The organism is Pseudomonas sp. HP_12, assembly GCF_055283955.1.
In genome coordinates this window covers 256,325-274,254 of sequence record NZ_JBTOQG010000034.1, presented here as the reverse complement: position 1 = coordinate 274,254, position 17,930 = coordinate 256,325, and the positions used below count along the sequence as shown (strand labels likewise).

16 protein-coding genes are annotated in these 17,930 nt (G+C 61.3%); 7 read left to right on the top strand and 9 right to left on the bottom strand.

Features of this window, described 5'->3' with window-relative positions; translation table 11 throughout:
- Positions 1 to 74 precede the first annotated feature (74 nt).
- The 7 genes from ispC to rpsB all read right to left on the bottom strand — a co-directional run bounded on the left by ispC (position 75) and on the right by rpsB (position 6,163).
- A complete protein-coding gene (gene ispC, locus ACYASU_RS19830) occupies positions 75 to 1,265 on the bottom strand; it encodes a 1-deoxy-D-xylulose-5-phosphate reductoisomerase (protein ID WP_463583778.1) in 1,191 nt (396 codons plus the stop codon).
- Positions 1,262 to 2,080, bottom strand: a complete 819-nt coding sequence (locus tag ACYASU_RS19825) for a phosphatidate cytidylyltransferase (RefSeq protein WP_463583777.1) — start codon at positions 2,078 to 2,080, stop codon at positions 1,262 to 1,264. Before ACYASU_RS19825 ends, ispC begins: the two co-directional genes overlap by 4 nt.
- Complete coding sequence (gene uppS, locus ACYASU_RS19820) at positions 2,080 to 2,835, bottom strand: polyprenyl diphosphate synthase (protein ID WP_074891303.1); 756 nt, start codon at positions 2,833 to 2,835, stop codon at positions 2,080 to 2,082. Before uppS ends, ACYASU_RS19825 begins: the two co-directional genes overlap by 1 nt.
- Positions 2,836 to 2,851: 16 nt before the next feature.
- Positions 2,852 to 3,409, bottom strand: coding sequence for a ribosome recycling factor (gene frr / locus ACYASU_RS19815; protein WP_065989845.1), 558 nt, complete (start codon positions 3,407 to 3,409; stop codon positions 2,852 to 2,854).
- Positions 3,406 to 4,149, bottom strand: coding sequence for a UMP kinase (gene pyrH, locus ACYASU_RS19810; protein ID WP_037014256.1), 744 nt, complete (start codon positions 4,147 to 4,149; stop codon positions 3,406 to 3,408). The genes frr and pyrH overlap by 4 nt, the downstream gene beginning before the upstream one ends.
- A gap of 222 nt (positions 4,150 to 4,371) precedes the next feature.
- Positions 4,372 to 5,235: a translation elongation factor Ts gene (gene tsf, locus ACYASU_RS19805; protein WP_122537362.1), complete on the bottom strand. Its 864-nt coding sequence runs from the start codon at positions 5,233 to 5,235 to the stop codon at positions 4,372 to 4,374.
- A gap of 187 nt (positions 5,236 to 5,422) precedes the next feature.
- Entirely contained in the window at positions 5,423 to 6,163 is a 741-nt protein-coding gene (gene rpsB, locus ACYASU_RS19800; protein ID WP_037014262.1) for a 30S ribosomal protein S2, read from the bottom strand.
- Between the two features lie 339 nt (positions 6,164 to 6,502).
- Here rpsB and map point away from each other — a divergent pair, with 339 nt between their 5' ends.
- The 3 genes from map to dapC all read left to right on the top strand — a co-directional run bounded on the left by map (position 6,503) and on the right by dapC (position 11,361).
- Positions 6,503 to 7,285 (top strand): type I methionyl aminopeptidase, encoded by a 783-nt coding sequence (gene map, locus ACYASU_RS19795; protein WP_463583776.1) that lies wholly within the window; start codon positions 6,503 to 6,505, stop codon positions 7,283 to 7,285.
- A gap of 83 nt (positions 7,286 to 7,368) precedes the next feature.
- Complete coding sequence (locus ACYASU_RS19790) at positions 7,369 to 10,068, top strand: [protein-PII] uridylyltransferase (protein ID WP_463583775.1); 2,700 nt, start codon at positions 7,369 to 7,371, stop codon at positions 10,066 to 10,068.
- A 96-nt stretch (positions 10,069 to 10,164) separates the two neighbouring features.
- A complete protein-coding gene (gene dapC, locus ACYASU_RS19785; protein ID WP_463583774.1) occupies positions 10,165 to 11,361 on the top strand; it encodes a succinyldiaminopimelate transaminase in 1,197 nt (398 codons plus the stop codon).
- A gap of 30 nt (positions 11,362 to 11,391) precedes the next feature.
- Here the strand turns inward: dapC and ACYASU_RS19780 are convergent, their stop codons facing one another.
- Positions 11,392 to 13,038: a Na+/H+ antiporter gene (locus ACYASU_RS19780; protein WP_346625536.1), complete on the bottom strand. Its 1,647-nt coding sequence runs from the start codon at positions 13,036 to 13,038 to the stop codon at positions 11,392 to 11,394.
- Between the two features lie 253 nt (positions 13,039 to 13,291).
- Between ACYASU_RS19780 and ACYASU_RS19775 the strand changes: the two genes are divergently transcribed.
- The 4 genes from ACYASU_RS19775 (at position 13,292) to ACYASU_RS19760 (ending at position 16,392) form a co-directional block, all read left to right on the top strand.
- Positions 13,292 to 13,654 carry an ArsC family reductase gene (locus ACYASU_RS19775; protein ID WP_463583773.1) on the top strand — a complete coding sequence of 121 codons (363 nt, stop codon included), beginning with the start codon at positions 13,292 to 13,294 and terminating at the stop codon, positions 13,652 to 13,654.
- 31 nt (positions 13,655 to 13,685) lie between these two features.
- Complete coding sequence (dapD, locus tag ACYASU_RS19770; RefSeq protein ID WP_282369285.1) at positions 13,686 to 14,720, top strand: 2,3,4,5-tetrahydropyridine-2,6-dicarboxylate N-succinyltransferase; 1,035 nt, start codon at positions 13,686 to 13,688, stop codon at positions 14,718 to 14,720.
- A gap of 65 nt (positions 14,721 to 14,785) precedes the next feature.
- Positions 14,786 to 15,991, top strand: coding sequence for an aminotransferase class V-fold PLP-dependent enzyme (locus tag ACYASU_RS19765; RefSeq protein WP_463583772.1), 1,206 nt, complete (start codon positions 14,786 to 14,788; stop codon positions 15,989 to 15,991).
- A complete protein-coding gene (locus ACYASU_RS19760) occupies positions 15,988 to 16,392 on the top strand; it encodes a SufE family protein (protein ID WP_346630074.1) in 405 nt (134 codons plus the stop codon). Before ACYASU_RS19765 ends, ACYASU_RS19760 begins: the two co-directional genes overlap by 4 nt.
- A gap of 488 nt (positions 16,393 to 16,880) precedes the next feature.
- Here the strand turns inward: ACYASU_RS19760 and tcdA are convergent, their stop codons facing one another.
- A complete protein-coding gene (tcdA, locus tag ACYASU_RS19755; RefSeq protein WP_463583771.1) occupies positions 16,881 to 17,699 on the bottom strand; it encodes a tRNA cyclic N6-threonylcarbamoyladenosine(37) synthase TcdA in 819 nt (272 codons plus the stop codon).
- Between the last annotated feature and the right edge of the window lie 231 nt (positions 17,700 to 17,930).

Here is a 17,930-nt window from a genome sequence, read left to right as displayed (position 1 = left end):
GTACCGATCTAGCGGTGCGTTGAAGCCCACATTGCATGCAAATCATTAAAAACACGACTGCCTGAACCGACCACCTAGCGACCATTGCGACCGAGCCACTGCTCGGCCAACGCGCGGGCACGTGCGTCGATCTCGAACACTGTCTCCAGCTCGGACACGGCGACGACAGGCTCAAGGTTCAAAACCTCGTCGATCATACTCGCGATTTCCGGATAGCGAATGCGCTTGTCCAGAAACGCAGCGACCGCGACTTCATTGGCTGCGTTCAGAACCGCAGGCGCACTGTCACCCGCCTCGGCAGCTTGCCGCGCCAGACGCAGGCATGGGAAGCGCACTTCGTCCGGTGCTTCGAAGTCCAGTCGCGCGATGCTGAACAGATCCAGCGGCGCGACGCCCGAGTCGATGCGCTCGGGCCAGGCCAGCGCGTGGGCAATCGGCGTGCGCATGTCGGGATTACCCAACTGCGCCAGCACCGAGCCGTCGACGTAATCGACCATTGAATGGATCACGCTCTGAGGGTGAATCACCACCTCAATCCGCGCAGGCGTCGTGTCGAACAGCCAGCAGGCTTCGATCAGCTCGAGGCCCTTGTTCATCATGCTGGCTGAATCGACGGAAATCTTGCGACCCATGGACCAGTTCGGATGGGCACAGGCCTGATCCGGGGAGACGTGCTCCAGCTCGGCGAGCGGTGTCTGACGGAACGGGCCACCGGATGCCGTCAGCAGAATGCGTCTGACGCCGACCTTCCCGAGGCCGCTTTCGTAATCACGGGGCAGGCACTGGAAGATCGCGTTGTGCTCGCTGTCGAGCGGCAGCAGTACCGTGCCACTGCGGCGAACAGCCTGCATGAACAGGGCGCCGGACATGACCAGCGCTTCCTTGTTGGCCAGCAGGACTTTCTTGCCCGCCTCAACAGCGGCAAGGGTCGGGCGCAAACCGGCGGCACCGACGATGGCGGCGAGCACGGTATCCACCAGAGGATGAGCAGACACTTCGCAGAGCCCGCCCTCCCCCACCAGCACCCGGGTATCGAGACCGGCTGCGCGCAGGTCGTCCTGCAACTGGCGGGCAGCGGCCGTCGTCGGCACCACGGCAAACTGCGGGGTATGGCGAACGCACAACGCCAACAGCTCGGCCAGGCGCGTGTAACCCGTCAGGGCAAACACTTGATAACGCGCCGGATGCCGCGCGATGACGTCGAGCGTGCTCAAACCCACCGAGCCCGTCGCGCCCAGCACGGTAATGAGCTGAGGCGTACTCACATCACGCCCCAGTCTTTGGCGGCCCAGAGCAGCAAGGCGAACACCGGAATGGCGGCAGTCAGGCTGTCGATGCGATCCAGCACACCACCGTGGCCCGGGAGCAGGTTGCTGCTGTCCTTGACCCCCGATTTGCGCTTGAACATGCTCTCGGTGAGATCACCGACGACCGAAATGAGCACGACAATCGCCGCGCACACCAAAGCGAAGATGATTTCGCTCAGCGACCAGCCGCGGTAGACGCCTACCGCCGCCGTGATCAGCAGACACGTCGCCAAACCGCCGTAGAGACCTTCCCAGCTTTTACCCGGGCTGACTTTCGGCGCCAGCTTGCGCTTGCCGAATGCCTTGCCGGAGAAGTAGGCGCCGATATCGGCCCCCCACACCAGAATCATCACCGACAGGATCAGCCAGTTGCCCAGCGGCATCTGCTTGATCAGCACCAGGCCCTGCCAGGCTGGCAGCAATATCAGCAAACCGATCACCAGTTTGCAGAGGGCATTGGACCAATGCTCGCTGGACTCGGGATAGGTGAGCACCAGCCAGGTTGCCACCAGCCACCAGATCAGCGCCGCCACCAGCAACCAGGGCGCGAGGTCGGGTAGCAGGTACAACAGAAACAGCAGCGCAGCGACCACCACGGCGTACAGAACGCGGGCCGATTGGGCTTCGAAGCCGGAAAGGCGGGCCCATTCCCAGGCGCCGAGTACGACGACCGCGCCGATGAACAACGCGAAGCTGCCGCCTGCCAGCAGAAAGAAGCCGCACAGGGCCAGCGGCGCAAGGATCAGCGCAGTGATGATTCGTTGTTTGAGCATTAAGCGCGGGCTCCAGCTTCTACCTGCTCGCTGGTTTTCCCGAAGCGGCGTTGGCGAGAAGCGAAATCGGCCAGCGCAGTGCGCATGGCATCGTGTTTGAAGTCCGGCCAGAACAGGTCGGAGAAATACAGCTCGGCATAGGCCAGCTGCCACAGCAGGAAATTGCTGATGCGGTGCTCGCCGCCCGTGCGGATGCAGAGGTCGGGCAACGGCAGGTCGCCGGTGGCCAGACACGTTTGCAGCAGCTCCGGGGTGATGTCCTCCGGGCGCAGATGGCCGGCCTGAACTTCACGGGCCAGCCGCTGCGCAGCCTGAGCGATATCCCACTGACCGCCGTAGTTGGCGGCGATCTGCAGGACGAAGCGGCTGTTCTCAGCCGTACGCTGCTCGGCTTCACGGATGGCAGCCTGCAGCTCGGGGTGAAACCGCGAACGGTCGCCGATGATGCGCAGGCTGATGCCGTTCTCGTTCAGGCGCTTGGTCTCGCGACGCAGCGCCGTGAAAAACAACTCCATCAGCGCGCCGACTTCTTCCGCCGGGCGCTGCCAGTTCTCGCTGGAAAACGCGAACAAGGTCAGCACCTCGACCTTGGCCTCGGCGCAGACTTCAATCACCGCACGAACAGCGTCGACGCCGGCCTTGTGGCCTGCTACACCGGGCAGCAGGCGCTTCTTGGCCCAGCGGTTGTTCCCATCCATGATGATCGCGACATGACGCGGCACCGATGCCGGCGCAGCCAGCTTTGTCTTATCCATGAAAGCTTCCCGGCCCTTATACGGCCATCAGGTCCGCTTCTTTGGACTTGGTCGCGGCATCGATGTCCGCCTCAGCCTTGTCCGTCAACTTCTGGATGTCGGCAGCGGCGCGGCGCTCTTCGTCTTCGCTGATTTCCTTGTCCTTGACCAGCTTCTTCAGTTCACCCAACGCGTCACGGCGGATGTTACGCACGGCAACGCGAGCGTCTTCGGCGGCGCTGCGAGCCTGCTTGGTGAAGCCCTTGCGGGTCTCTTCCGTCAAGGCAGGCATGGAGATCAACAGCATCTCGCCCAGGTTGGTCGGGTTGAGGTTCAGGCCAGCGCTCTGAATGGCCTTGTCGACCGCAGACAGCATGTTGCGCTCGAACGCCACGACCTGCAGCGTACGGGAGTCCTTCACGGTCACGTTGGCGACGCCGCTCAACGGAGTGTCGGAACCGTAGTACGGCACCATCACGCTGCCGAGAATGCTCGGGTGCGCCTTGCCGGTACGGATCTGGCCGAATGCATGGGCCAGGGACTCAAGGGATTTCTTCATCCGCTCTTGAGCGTCTTTCTTGATTTCGTTGATCATTGTTCGCCTTCCTCGATCAAAGTACCTTCCGCGCCGCCATGCACAATGTTCAGCAGGGCGCCGGGCTTGTTCATATTGAAGACACGCAGTGGCATCTTGTGGTCACGACACAGACAGATGGCTGTCAGATCCATTACACCCAGCTTGCGATCCAGCACTTCGTCATAGGTCAGACGATCGAACTTCTCGGCATGCGGGTCCTTGAATGGATCGGCAGTGTACACACCATCGACCTTGGTTGCTTTCAGCACGACATCAGCGTCGATCTCGATCGCGCGCAGGCACGCTGCCGAATCCGTGGTGAAGAACGGATTGCCGGTACCGGCCGCGAAGATCACGACTTCCTTGGCATTCAGGTGACGCATGGCCTTGCGACGGTCGTAGTGATCGGTCACACCCACCATGGAAATGGCTGACATCACGATGGCCGAGATGTTGGCCCGCTCCAGCGCGTCACGCATGGCGAGCGCATTCATCACGGTGGCCAGCATGCCCATGTGGTCGCCCGTGACCCGGTCCATGCCGGCCGCGCTCAGCGCTGCGCCGCGGAACAGGTTCCCGCCACCGATGACCAGACCGACCTGAACACCGATGCCGACCAGCTGACCGACTTCCAGCGCCATGCGATCCAGCACCTTGGGGTCGATGCCGAACTCTTCCGACCCCATCAGGGCCTCGCCGCTGAGCTTGAGTAGAATGCGTTTATAGCGAGCTTGATAGCCACTGCCCTGCTGAGCCATTGCGAATCTCTCCTGCGGCGTTTGAAAAAAATCGTTCGAGTTGCGGGCCGTTTTCGGCCTGCGCTAACTCTAGGTCACTGCTTCAGGGAAATGCAGCCTCGTAGGCCCAGCCCCCTGCAAAAACAAATTCAGTGCAGCAATAACAATTCCGCGTACCGCTTTGACAAAGAGGCTGCGCGCGTTAGCGGGCAGCCTCTTCGGGGCGACAGTTGGTAAACCGTCTTATTGCTTGCTTGCAGCTACTTGAGCAGCGACTTCTTCAGCGAAGTTGTCGACTGGCTTCTCGATGCCTTCGCCCACTTTGAAGTAGGTGAAGGAAACGATTTCAGCGCCGGCTTTCTTGGCCAGTTCACCGACCTTGATTTCCGGGTTCTTGACGAACGCTTGCTCAACCAGACTCGCTTCAGCCAGGAACTTGCTGATACGACCGCCAACCATCTTCTCGGCGATTTCAGCAGGCTTGCCTTTCAGCTTGTCTTCGTTCAACTGCATGAAGACATTCTTCTCGCGCTCGATCGCTTCTGGCGAAACGTCCGAAGGCAGCAGGAACTCAGGGTTGGTCGCTGCTACGTGCATGGCGATGTCTTTCGCCAGCTCTGCATCGCCGCCCTTGAGGACGACAACCACGCCGATCTTGTTGCCGTGCAGGTACGAACCCAGCACGTCGCCTTCGATGCGCGCCAGACGACGGATGTTGACGTTCTCGCCAACCTTGCCGACCAGCACCAGACGATCAGCTTCCATCGCTTCAACCAGAGGCTCAACGGTGGTCAGCTTGTCAGCGAAGGCTTTCTCGACGCTCTTGGCGACGAATGCCTTGAAGTCATCCTGCAGAGCCAGGAAGTCGGTCTGGGAGTTGACTTCGATCAGGACAGCAGCTTTGCCGTCGTCCTTGATGGAGATGGCGCCTTCAGCAGCAACGTTGCCTGCTTTCTTGGCTGCCTTGATTGCGCCCGAAGCACGCATATCGTCGATGGCTTTTTCGATGTCGCCGCCAGCCTTGGTCAAGGCCTTTTTGCAATCCATCATGCCTTCGCCGGTACGCTCGCGCAGTTCTTTGACCAACGCTGCAGTAATCTCTGCCATTTCAAAATCCTCTTGGATAGGTCTTCAACCATTCCACCCGCAAGACGGGCGTTCAAATTCTTGAAAATCCATGGTGACTGCTGCACATGACAATAAGATCGATGGCAACGTCAGATGGTTTTCGAGGTGGCAAAAAGGGGGCCAAGCCCCCTTTTTGCGTACTGAGTCAACGCCAGGCGTTTGTTACTCAGCCTTCAACAGTTGCCGCTGGAGCTTCTTCAGCGTAAACGTCGGTGCCGCCAGCATTGTTGTTGCGACCACGGATCACAGCGTCAGCCATCGAACCCATGTACAACTGGATGGCGCGGATTGCGTCGTCGTTGCCCGGGATGATGTAGTCAACGCCTTCAGGGCTGCTGTTGGTGTCGACAACGCCGATGACCGGGATACCCAGCTTGTTGGCTTCGGTGATCGCGATGCGCTCGTGATCAACGTCGATAACGAACAGAGCGTCTGGCAGACCGCCCATGTCCTTGATACCACCCAGGCTACGATCCAGCTTTTCCAGATCGCGAGTACGCATCAGCGCCTCTTTCTTGGTCAGCTTGGTGAAAGTGCCGTCTTCTGCCTGGATTTCAAGATCACGCAGACGCTTGATGGAAGCGCGGATGGTCTTGAAGTTGGTCAGCATGCCGCCCAACCAGCGGTGATCGACGTACGGCGAACCGCAACGTGCTGCTTCTTCAGCGACGATCTTGCCAGCGGAACGCTTGGTGCCGACGAACAGGATCTTGTTTTTGCCCTGAGCCAGGCGCTCAACGAAAGTCAGAGCTTCGTTGAACATAGGCAGGGTTTTTTCAAGGTTGATGATGTGGATCTTGTTGCGCGCGCCGAAAATGTATTTACCCATTTTCGGGTTCCAGTAACGGGTCTGGTGACCGAAGTGCACACCGGCCTTCAGCATATCGCGCATGTTGACTTGGGACATGATAGTTCCTTGATAAGTCGGGTTAGGCCTCCACGTATCCCAATGACCAACCAGCGGCTTGAGCCGAAGGCACCCAGGTCATCGTGTCGACACGTGTGTGGGTTAGAGCTTTCGGGGCAGACCCCGTAAAGCGGCGCATTTTATATCACAAAATACTGGATAACGGAACTCGAAATAAGAGCCTGTTTTTCCGACGCTTTTGTCCTCCTCGCGTTAACGGTCAGGCACCCTGCCCGCCACGATCGGGGACGGGATGATAACCCGCCTGACGACGGTCTGGTAGAATCGCGTTTTTTCCGTATCAAGCCGTGGCCCCGCCGCGCCGAGAGAGCCTGTTTAATGACCGTGACACTGAAAACCCCCGAAGACATCGAAAAGATGCGCATTGCCGGCCGCCTGGCTGCGGACGTGCTGGAAATGATCGGCGACTATGTAAAGCCTGGTGTGACCACCGAAGAACTGGACCGCATCTGCCACGATTACATCGTCAACGAGCAGAAGGCCATTCCGGCGCCGCTGAATTACAAGGGTTTCCCTAAATCCATCTGCACCTCGATCAACCACGTGGTCTGCCATGGCATCCCGAACGAGAAGCCGCTGAAGAATGGTGACGTGCTGAACATCGACGTGACCGTCATCAAGGACGGCTACCACGGCGACACCAGCAAGATGTTCCACGTAGGCCAGGTGCCTGAATGGGCCGAGCGTCTGTCCCGCGTCACCCAGGAGTGCCTTTATAAAGGCATCGAAGTGGTCAAGCCCGGCGCGCATTTGGGCGATATCGGCGAAGTGATCCAGAAGCATGCCGAGAAGAACGGCTTCTCGGTCGTCCGCGAATACTGCGGCCACGGCATCGGCAAGGTCTTCCATGAAGAGCCACAAGTGCTGCACTACGGCAAGGCCGGGGACGGTGTGGAGCTGAAAGAAGGCATGACCTTCACCATCGAGCCGATGATCAACCAGGGCAAGGCCGACACGCGTCTGCTGGGCGACGGCTGGACAGCCATCACCAAGGATCGCAAGCTGTCGGCGCAGTGGGAGCACACCATTCTGGTGACCGCGACCGGTTATGAAATCTTCACCCTGCGCAGCGATGACACCGTCGCCCGCACGTCGGCCTGATCGCGAAGTCATTCGCGATCAAAGCCGGTACAGCCAGCACGGTCGGTTAGCACGGTCGGTATAGATAGAAGGAAAGCAGTTCGATGCCGCAGGTGGACCCAGATTTGTTCGATCGCGGCCAGTTTCAGGCCGAGCTGGCACTGAAGGCCAGCCCCATACCCGCCTTCAAGAAAGCCATCCGTCAGGCGCGCGAAGTGCTGGACGGACGCTTCAAGTCCGGCCGGGAAATTCGTCGGCTGATCGAAGACCGTGCCTGGTTTGTCGATAACATCCTGCAGCAGGCCTGGGATCAGTTCGACTGGAGCGAAGACGCCGACATCGCCTTGCTGGCGGTCGGCGGCTACGGTCGCGGCGAACTGCACCCCTACTCCGACATCGATCTGCTGATCCTGCTGGACAGTGCCGACCATGAAGTATTCCGCGATTCCATCGAGCGCTTTCTGACGCTGCTGTGGGACATCGGCCTGGAAGTCGGTCAGAGCGTACGCTCGGTGGACGAATGCGCCACCGAAGCCCGCGCCGATCTGACCGTCATCACGAATCTGATGGAAAGCCGCACGATTGCCGGTCCCGAGCGACTGCGTCAGCGCATGCTCGCCGTCACCAGCACCCGCGAAATGTGGCCGAGCAAAGAGTTCTTCCTGGCCAAACGCGCCGAGCAGAAGAACCGCCATCACAAGTATTTCGACACCGAATATAACCTCGAACCCAACGTCAAAGGCTCGCCCGGCGGCCTGCGGGATATCCAGACCATTCTCTGGGTTGCCCGTCGCCAGTACGGCACGCTGAATCTGCACGCACTCGCCGACGAGGGCTTCCTGCTGGAGAGCGAAAACGCGCTGCTGGCGTCCTCCCAGGAATTTCTCTGGAAGGTCCGTTACGCGCTGCACATGCTCGCCGGTCGTTCCGAAGACCGTCTGCTGTTTGATTACCAGACCAGTATCGCGCGCCTGCTGGGCTACGAAGACAGCGACGCCAAGCTGGCCATTGAACGCTTCATGCAGAAGTACTACCGGGTGGTCATGAGCATCGCGCAGCTCAGCGACCTGATCATTCAGCACTTCGAAGAAGTCATCCTGGCGGACGACGAAGGCACGGTCACCGAGACCATCAACTCGCGCTTCCAGCTGCATGACGGTTACATCGAAGCGACCCATCCGAACGTTTTCAAGCGTACGCCCTTCGCGATGATCGAGATCTTCGTGCTGATGGCGCAGCGCCCGGAAATAAAAGGCGTGCGGGCCGACACCATCCGGCTGCTGCGGGAACACCGCTACCTGATCAACGACGATTTCCGCAACGATATCCGCAACACCAGCCTCTTCATCGAGCTGTTCAAATGCGAGATAGGCATCCATCGCAACCTGCGGCGGATGAACCGTTACGGCATTCTCGGCCTGTACCTGCCGGAGTTCGGCCATATCGTCGGGCAGATGCAGCACGACCTGTTCCACATCTACACGGTCGATGCCCACACGCTGAACCTGATCAAGCACCTGCGTAAGCTGCAATACACGCAGGTGTCAGAGAAATTCCCGCTGGCCAGCAAGCTTATGGCCAAGCTGCCCAAGCCCGAGCTTATTTACCTGGCCGGGCTTTACCACGACATCGGCAAGGGCCGCGGCGGCGATCACTCGGAACTGGGCGCGGTGGATGCCGAAGCGTTTGGCATTCGTCATCACCAGCCCAATTGGGACACCCAGCTGATCGTCTGGCTGGTGCAGAACCATCTGGTGATGTCGACCACCGCCCAGCGCAAGGACTTGTCCGACCCGCAGGTGATTCACGACTTCGCCCAGTTCGTCGGCGATGAAGTGCACCTGGACTACCTCTATGTGCTGACCATCGCCGACATCAACGCGACCAATCCGACGCTGTGGAACTCGTGGCGGGCCAGCCTGCTGCGCCAGCTGTACACCGAGACCAAGCGCGCGCTCAAGCGTGGGCTGGAGAACCCGGTCGACCGCGAGGAGCAGATCCGTCGCACGCAAAGCGCCGCCCTGGATATTCTGGTGCGCAGCGGCACTGATCCCGACGACGTCGAGCAACTGTGGTCGCAACTGGGTGATGACTATTTCCTGCGTCACACCGCCGGCGACGTGGCCTGGCACAGCGACGCGATTTTGCAGCAGCCAGCCGATGGCGGCCCGTTGGTGCTGATCAAGGAAACCACCCAGCGCGAGTTCGAAGGCGGCACGCAGATCTTCATCTATGCGCCCGACCAGCACGACTTCTTCGCCGTGACCGTGGCGGCCATGGACCAGCTGAACCTGAACATTCACGATGCCCGGGTCATCACGTCCACCAGCCAGTTCACTCTCGACACCTACATCGTGCTCGACAGCGAAGGCGGTTCGATCGGTGACAATCCGGAGCGCATCAAGGCCATTCGCGAGGGCCTGACCGAGGCGCTGCGCAACCCCGACGATTACCCGACCATCATCAAGCGCCGGGTACCGCGTCAGCTCAAGCACTTTGCCTTCGCGCCCGTGGTGACGATTTCCAACGACGCACAACGGCCGGTCACGGTGCTGGAACTCAGTGCGCCGGATCGACCTGGACTGCTGGCGCGACTGGGCAAGATCTTCCTGGAGTTCGATCTGTCGTTGCAGAACGCCAAGATCGCCACGTTGGGCGAGCGCGTGGAAGACGTGTTCTTCCTGACCGATGAAAACCACCAGCCGCTGTCCGACCCCCAGCTGTGCCGGCGCCTGCAGGATGAAATCGTTGAGCAGCTCAGCGTCAATCCCGAGCCCGGCAGCGAGTTGCGCATCAGCATTTGAACCCGCCAGGACGGCACGACTTAACGACTTGATTCAACGGCGCCCTGCCACATCGTGAACACGAATGCGGGCGCACAGCCTTGAGAACGATTCGACATGAATAACGCCCTGCAGCAGCTTCAGCCCTACCCTTTCGAGAAACTTCGCGCGTTGCTCGGTGCCGTTACGCCGAATCCGGACAAACGTCCGATCGCCCTGTCGATCGGCGAACCCAAGCACAAATCGCCGGAGTTCGTCGCCAAGGCGCTGGCCGACAACCTCGATCAGATGGCGGTCTACCCGACCACGGCCGGAATTCCTGCGTTGCGTGAAGCCATCGCTCACTGGTGCGAGCGCCGTTTCAGCGTGCCTGCCGGCTGGCTGGATGCCACCAAACACGTGCTGCCCGTCAACGGCACCCGTGAGGCGCTGTTCGCGTTTACCCAGACGGTCGTCAACCGCGCTGACAACGGTCTGGTGGTCAGCCCCAACCCGTTCTACCAAATCTATGAAGGCGCGGCGTTTCTGGCCGGCGCCACCCCGCACTATCTGCCGTGCCTGGCCGAGCACGGTTTCAACCCGGATTTCGACGCGGTCAGCGCTGATGTCTGGGACCGCTGCCAGATTCTGTTCCTGTGCTCGCCGGGCAACCCGACCGGTGCGCTGATCCCGGTGGAAACCTTGAAGAAGCTCATCGCCCTGGCCGACAAGCACGATTTCGTGATTGCCGCGGACGAGTGCTACAGCGAGTTGTATTTCGACGAAGCGACCCCGCCGCCCGGCCTGCTCAGCGCCTGCGCCGAACTGGGTCGCCAGGATTTCAAACGCTGCGTGGTCTTTCACAGCCTGTCAAAGCGCTCGAACCTGCCGGGCCTACGCTCGGGTTTCGTCGCCGGCGATGCCGAGATTCTCAAGGCGTTTCTGCTCTACCGCACATACCACGGCTGCGCGATGCCGGTGCAGACGCAACTGGCAAGCATCGCGGCCTGGAGCGATGAAGAACACGTGCGCGCCAACCGCACGCTGTACCGGGAAAAGTTTGACGCCGTGCTGGAAATCCTTAGCCCGGTCATGGACGTGCAACACCCGGACGGGGGTTTCTATCTGTGGCCCAGCGTCGGGACTGATGACGCGGCGTTCTGCCGGGATCTGTTCGTCACCCAGCACGTGACGGTGGTGCCAGGCTCCTACCTGTCCCGCGAGGTCGATGGCTTCAACCCCGGCGCGGGCCGGGTGCGCATGGCACTGGTTGCACCGCTGGCCGAGTGCATCGAAGCCGCGCAGCGCATCCGGGATTTCGTGACGAGCCGGTGATACCTGGCGCACTGAGGCCAGCCTGCAGCTTCAGTGCGCCAGACCCAGATTGGCTTCATTCAAATCGAGTTCTGCCAGCACCAGGCGCAGCACGTCGTCGCCGATCTGGTGATGGCGGTGCAGGTCGTACAGCTTCAGGCGCTGAGCACGCAGGGCGTTAAGGCGCATGCGTTTCTCCAGTTGATCCATCTGGAAAGCCAGGGCCTGAGCCTCGGCGGTGTCATTGAAGATATCCAGACGCTGGCGGTATTCGGACATGATCCGCGCCTTCACTTCCATGGCGAGGACCGCTTGCGCGGCGTCGGGCGAATCCGTCGCTGCCGGGATCGCCTCGTTCTCCAGTGTCTGAATCGCCGCCTGAGCCGTCCGCTTCCAGGCGTCTCGCACTTCGCGCTTCATGCGCATGTCCGGTTCACTGACCTGCCCACGCAGGAGCACCGGCAAGCCAATGCTCGCCGACACCAGCGACAGCAGAATCACCCCGGCGGCAATGAAAATCAGCAAGTCCCGCTCGGGAAAGTCGACGCCGGCGCTGATCAGCATCGGCACCGACAACGTACCCGCGAGCGTGACAGCACCGCGCACCCCGCCCACGGTCAGCAGCAATGACGACCGGGTCGACAGATCCAGGGTGCCGTCGCCCCTGCCGCGCCAGCGCCGAATCTGGATCATCAGCCGCCAGACGCTTTGCACCCAGATGAAACGCAGCGCCGCCAGCACGACGAAGATCACCAGCACATCAAGGCACCGCCACAACAGGGTCGGCCACAGGGTGGCTTCGTGGTGGGTAACGGCGGTGATGATGTCCGGCAATTGCAGGCCCAGCAGCAGGAAGATCAGGCCGTTGAACGCAAACTCCAAGAGGGTCCACACGCTGCGATTCAGCAATCGGGTGGTGGTCTGGCGGGGCAGCAGATCGACCCAACTTTGCATCATCCCCGCCGCCACCGCCGAGAGAATTCCGGACAGCTCAAGGCGCTCGGCCAGCACGTAAGCGGCGAACGGCAGCAGCAACATGAAGACGACGTGGGTTGCTGGATCATCCCAGCCCCGGGTGATCATCCAGCTGCGCAGGCGACCCACCACCCAACTCAGCGCAACGCCCACGGCCAGACCACCGCAGGCGACCAGCACGAAATTCAGGCTGGCATCGGTCAGGGAAAACACCCCGGTGATGGCGGCTGCCAGCGCGAACTTGAAAGTGACCAGGCCGGTCGCGTCATTCATCAATGCTTCGCCCTGGAGCATGCGCATGATCGGCGCGGGCAGCCGATCCTGGGCGATGGCCGAGACCGCCACGGCATCCGTCGGCGACAGCACGGCCGCCAGCGCAAACGCGACGGGCAAGGGAATTGAAGGCAGCAGCCAGTGGATGAAGTATCCGGCGCCGATCACCGTAAAAATCACCAGCCCGACCGCGAGGGTCAGGATCGCGCCGCGGTAGCGCCAGAGGTCGCGCTTGGGCATCCGCCAGCCATCGGAAAACAGCAGCGGCGGCAGGAACAGAAACAGGAACAGCTCAGGGTCGAGCGCCACGTGCAGGCCCAGGGTCGGCCAGGCCAGCAAGGCGCCCGCAGCGATCTGCACCAGCGGCAACGGCAGCGGAATCAACCGGGCCAGCAATCGCGAGACACCTACCAGCGTCAACAAGATAAGGACGGTATAGGCTGTTTGCATTGCGTGTTTCCCCAAGCGTTGACTCATGACTGACATCGGCAACAGACCCGATGCGTCCGGCAAAGTGCCCATCTTGGCGGCTGCGATGGTCATGGGGGTTTGAGATATCAGCGCTGGCAGGTCGTCGTCGCCAGCGTTCATCGCCCGTAAACCTGCCTCAAATGGACAAAGCGTCGGCCCGCCGCGCTTACCCGGCGTGTACGTGGCATAATCCTCCACCGTTTTTTTCAACCGTCCCGAAAGGAGCAGGCCCATGGCCAAGGAAACCCGCACGTTGCACCTGTTTGGGATCAAGGCGTGCGACACGATGAAGAAGGCGCGCACCTGGCTCGATGAAAAATCGGTGAATTACGATTTCCACGACTACAAGACCCAAGGCATCGATCGCGACCACCTGACCCGTTGGTGCAATGAGCATGGCTGGCAGACGGTACTCAACCGCGCCGGCACGACCTTTCGCAAACTGGACGAGGCGCAGAAAGCCGACCTCGATCAGGAAAAGGCCATTGAGCTGATGCTCGCTCAGCCCTCGATGATCAAGCGCCCGGTGCTGGATCTTGGCGACAAAACCCTGATTGGCTTCAAACCCGAACTGTACGCTGCGGCTATCGCCTGATTGAGATAGCCCTAAATAACGAGGTATCTGCATGTCCACTTCTCTGTTCAGCCTGGCCTTTGGCGTTGGCACACAAAACCGTCAAGGCACCTGGCTGGAAGTTTTCTACGCCCTGCCGCTGCTCAACCCGTCGGCTGAAATCGTCGCCGCCATCGCGCCGATCCTGGGCTACACCGGTGGCAATCAGGCCATCGCATTCAACACCGATCTGTCCTCGCGTCTGGCCAATGCCCTCAAAGGCATCGACGACGCCCAGGCCGCGCTGCTGACCCGACTCGCCGAGAGCCACAACCCTCTGGTTGCCACGCTGCTGGCCGAAGACACCGCCCTGACCTCTACCCCCGAGGCGTACCTCAAGCTGCATCTGCTCTCCCATCGACTGGTCAAGCCCCACGGTTTGAGCCTGGCCGGCGTGTTCCCGCTGCTGCCGAACGTCGCGTGGACCAGCCAGGGCGCCATCGACCTGGGCGAACTGGCCGAGCGTCAGCTGGAAGCCCGCCTGAAAGGCCATTTTCTAGAGGTCTTCTCGGTGGACAAATTCCCGAAAATGACTGACTACGTCGTGCCGGCCGGTGTGCGCATCGCTGACACCGCGCGCGTGCGTCTGGGCGCCTACATTGGCGAAGGCACCACCGTGATGCACGAAGGTTTCGTCAACTTCAACGGCGGCACCGAAGGCCCGGGCATGATCGAAGGTCGCGTGTCGGCTGGCGTGTTCGTCGGCAAGGGTTCGGACCTGGGCGGCGGTTGCTCGACCATGGGCACGCTGTCGGGCGGCGGCAACATGGTGATCAAGGTCGGCGAAGGCTGCCTGATCGGCGCAAACGCCGGCATCGGCATTCCGTTGGGCGATCGCAACACCGTTGAAGCCGGTCTGTACGTTACCGCCGGCACCAAAGTGGCGCTGCTGGACGACAAGAACGAGCTGGTCAAGGTCGTCAAGGCCCGTGAGCTGGCCGGTCAACCGGACCTGCTGTTCCGTCGCAACTCGCAGACCGGCGCCGTGGAATGCAAATCCCACAAGTCGGCCATCGAGCTGAACGAAGCGCTGCACGCTCACAACTGATCGATGCTGCGTGCGGGTTCGGTGTCCCTCGGGGCACCGACCCCGCCTCAACGAGCGTGACTGATATGCCCCTCATTTCTCCCTGGCGCGCTGACTTTCCGGCCATCGACGCCCTGCAACGGCAAGGCCAGACCTACCTGGACAGCGCCGCCACCGCACAAAAGCCCCACACCCTGATCGACGCCACGGTGCATTACTACGCCAACGGCGCAGCGAATGTGCATCGCGCCCAGCACCTGCCGGGCGCCATGGCGACCCAGGGCTTCGAGGACACGCGACGCAAGGCCGGCGAATGGCTGAATGCCGGAGCGTCCGGGCAGATCGTTTTCACCCACGGCGCCACGTCCGCGTTCAACTTGCTCGCTTACGGCCTGGAGCACGTGTTTCAGGCCGGCGACGAGATTGTCATCAGCGCCCTGGAGCATCACGCCAATCTGTTGCCCTGGCAGCAACTGGCCCTGCGTCGCGACCTGAAGCTGGTGGTGCTGCCCGTCACCGAGGCCGGCGTGATTGATGTAGAGGCCGCCGCCGGGCTGATCACTTCACGCACCCGTTTGCTGGCGGTCAGTCAGTTGTCCAACGTGCTCGGCACCTGGCAGCCGGTTCGGCAACTGGTCGCGCTGGCCCAGGCCCAGGGCGCGCTGACGGTGATTGATGGCGCCCAGGGTGTCGTCCATGGCCGACACGATGTGCAGGACATCGGCTGCGACTTCTATGTGTTTTCCAGCCACAAGCTCTATGGCCCGGATGGCGTGGGCGTGCTGTTCGGGCGACATGACGCATTGGCGCGGTTGCAGCACTGGCAGTTCGGCGGCGAGATGGTCCTGCAGACCGGCTATCAGACGGCAACCTTTCGCCCTGCGCCGCTGGGCTTCGAAGCGGGCACGCCGCCCATCAGCGCGGTGATCGGTCTCGGCGCGACGCTGGATTACCTCAACGGCCTCAATCAGTCCGCCGTCGCCGAATACGAAGCGTGCCTGCATGAGCGGTTGCGCGCCGGGTTGATGCTGCGCGACGGTGTGCAGGTGCTGGGTGACCCCCATGTGGCGCTGGTGAGTTTCGTGGTCGAGGGCGTGCACAACGCCGATCTTGCGCACCTGCTGACCGAGCAAGGCGTCGCGGTTCGCGCCGGTCACCACTGCGCCATTCCGTTGATCAGTGGCTTGGGCCTCTCAGGCGCGATTCGGGTGTCGCTGGGGCTGTACAACGATTCCGGGGACCTGGAGCGATTTTTCACCGCACTGGATCAAGCGCTGGAGTTGTTGCGATGAGCCTGCCGACCGATGCCCGCACGGCGCTGGAAACCTTCAACGAGTCACTGAGCTGGGAGCAGCGCGCACGATTGCTGATGCAATGGGGAGACCGTCTGCCACCCATGAGCGACGATGAAAAGACCGACGAGCATTTGGTAGACGGCTGCGAGAGCAAGGTCTGGCTGGTGGGCGACGTGATCGACGGCCACTGGCAGTTCCGCGCCGCCAGTGACGCGCGCTTGATTCGGGGTCTGGTGGCGTTGTTGCTGGCCCGGGTCAACGGCCTGTCGTTACAAGAACTGCAGCAGGTGGGTCTGGTGGAGTGGTTCACGCAGCTGGGCTTGAGCCGTCAGCTGTCGGCATCCCGCAGCAACGGGCTGAATGCGGTGCTTCAGAAGATGCGGCAGCTCGCGAGGTAGAAATTCCCCGTCGTCCAGGCGCCGCGCTGTTGCCCAGCAAACATGAGACCTGGGGGAGCGAGCTTGCTCGCGAAAGAATCGTTCAACTGCTGGATATATAGCGGATGTACCGGCCTCTTCGCGAGCAAGCTCGATCCCACAAGAGGTCCCGAGCAACACTTTAGAATCTTCGGCGTACACAAAATCTGTGGGAGTGAGCTTGCTCACGAAAGGATCGTTCAACCGCTGGATATTTAGCGGATGTACCGGCCTCTTCGCGAGCAAGCTCGCTCCCACATGGGGTCCCGGGCAACACTTTGGAATCTTCGGCATACACAAAACCTGTGGGAGTGAGCTTGCTCACGAAAGGATCGTTCAACCGCTGGATATTTAGTGGATGTACCGGCATCTTCGCGAGCAACCTCGCTCCCACAGGTCGTTCATTTGCAGGACTATCGGCGGCGGTTCACAAAGAAGGCGTCAGCAAGATTGCTCCCACGCCTCGACCTTCAGGCCGCCGGCTGCGCCTTGGCTCGCTCCGACGGCCGTCGCACGCCGGCGACGATTTTGTCCACGGCCTTGGTCGCGGCGACCATCCCGAACGTGGCCGTGACCATCATCACCGCGCCGAAACCACCCGCACAGTCCAGCTTCACGCCGTCGCCGACGAAGCTTTTCTGCAGGCAAATGCTGCCGTCCGGCTTGGGGTAGCGCAGTTGCTCGGTGGAGAACACGCACGGCACGCTGTAATGGCGAGTGACCGTGCGGGAAAAGCCGTAGTCCCGGCGCAGGGTCGAGCGCACCTTCGACGCCAACGGGTCGTTGAACGTGCGGTTGAGGTCGCAGACCTGAATCAGGGTCGGGTCGATCTGCCCGCCTGCGCCGCCGGTGGTGATGATCTGGATCTTGCGCCGTTTGCACCAGGCGATCAGCGCGGCCTTGGCATTGACGCTGTCGATGCAATCGAGCACGCAGTCGATGTCCGGTGTGATGTATTCGGCCATGGTGTCGCGGGTGACGAAGTCGGCGACGGCATGAACGACGCAATCGGGATTGATCTCACGCAGGCGTTCAGCCATGACCTCGACCTTGGCGCGGCCAACGGTGCTGCTCAGGGCGTGCAACTGGCGGTTGCTGTTACTGACGCAGACGTCGTCCAGATCAAACAGGGAAATCTCGCCCACGCCACAGCGCGCCATGGCTTCCGCCGCCCAGGAACCTACGCCGCCGATGCCGACCACCGCCACATGGGCCGCGCGCAGGCGTTCCAGGCCCTCGATGCCGTACAGACGGGCAACGCCAGCGAAACGCGGATCTTCTGTGCTCATGACCAATACCCCAAAAAACCGGCGCGCATTATAGGCCCTGGCGGCGATTCGCAAAGCGCTGAGTGGCAGTCGTTTGGTCTGAAAGTCGCCCCTTTCCCCACAAGCCACCCACGAACACGCAAAGCCCTACAGGCATGGCCGAACAGAACTTCAACACGTGTCGGTTGCCAAAGTTCTGGCCCGCTGTACCCTGTCACTCCTCCCCGTTCCCCTCTTGGAACCTGAAGCATC

What these genes read in the sequence shown, in the direction of transcription:
- ACYASU_RS19790 (WP_463583775.1), top strand. Translation starts at nt 7,369, where the DNA reads ATGCCGCAGGTGGACCCAGATTTGTTCGATCGCGGCCAGTTTCAGGCC.
- tsf (WP_122537362.1), bottom strand. Translation starts at nt 5,235, where the DNA reads ATGGCAGAGATTACTGCAGCGTTGGTCAAAGAACTGCGCGAGCGTACC.
- tcdA (WP_463583771.1), bottom strand. Translation starts at nt 17,699, where the DNA reads ATGAGCACAGAAGATCCGCGTTTCGCTGGCGTTGCCCGTCTGTACGGC.
- uppS (WP_074891303.1), bottom strand. Translation starts at nt 2,835, where the DNA reads ATGGATAAGACAAAGCTGGCTGCGCCGGCATCGGTGCCGCGTCATGTC.
- pyrH (WP_037014256.1), bottom strand. Translation starts at nt 4,149, where the DNA reads ATGGCTCAGCAGGGCAGTGGCTATCAAGCTCGCTATAAACGCATTCTA.
- map (WP_463583776.1), top strand. Translation starts at nt 6,503, where the DNA reads ATGACCGTGACACTGAAAACCCCCGAAGACATCGAAAAGATGCGCATT.
- ACYASU_RS19760 (WP_346630074.1), top strand. Translation starts at nt 15,988, where the DNA reads ATGAGCCTGCCGACCGATGCCCGCACGGCGCTGGAAACCTTCAACGAG.
- frr (WP_065989845.1), bottom strand. Translation starts at nt 3,409, where the DNA reads ATGATCAACGAAATCAAGAAAGACGCTCAAGAGCGGATGAAGAAATCC.
- dapD (WP_282369285.1), top strand. Translation starts at nt 13,686, where the DNA reads ATGTCCACTTCTCTGTTCAGCCTGGCCTTTGGCGTTGGCACACAAAAC.
- ACYASU_RS19825 (WP_463583777.1), bottom strand. Translation starts at nt 2,080, where the DNA reads ATGCTCAAACAACGAATCATCACTGCGCTGATCCTTGCGCCGCTGGCC.
- ACYASU_RS19780 (WP_346625536.1), bottom strand. Translation starts at nt 13,038, where the DNA reads ATGCAAACAGCCTATACCGTCCTTATCTTGTTGACGCTGGTAGGTGTC.
- rpsB (WP_037014262.1), bottom strand. Translation starts at nt 6,163, where the DNA reads ATGTCCCAAGTCAACATGCGCGATATGCTGAAGGCCGGTGTGCACTTC.
- dapC (WP_463583774.1), top strand. Translation starts at nt 10,165, where the DNA reads ATGAATAACGCCCTGCAGCAGCTTCAGCCCTACCCTTTCGAGAAACTT.
- ACYASU_RS19765 (WP_463583772.1), top strand. Translation starts at nt 14,786, where the DNA reads ATGCCCCTCATTTCTCCCTGGCGCGCTGACTTTCCGGCCATCGACGCC.
- ACYASU_RS19775 (WP_463583773.1), top strand. Translation starts at nt 13,292, where the DNA reads ATGGCCAAGGAAACCCGCACGTTGCACCTGTTTGGGATCAAGGCGTGC.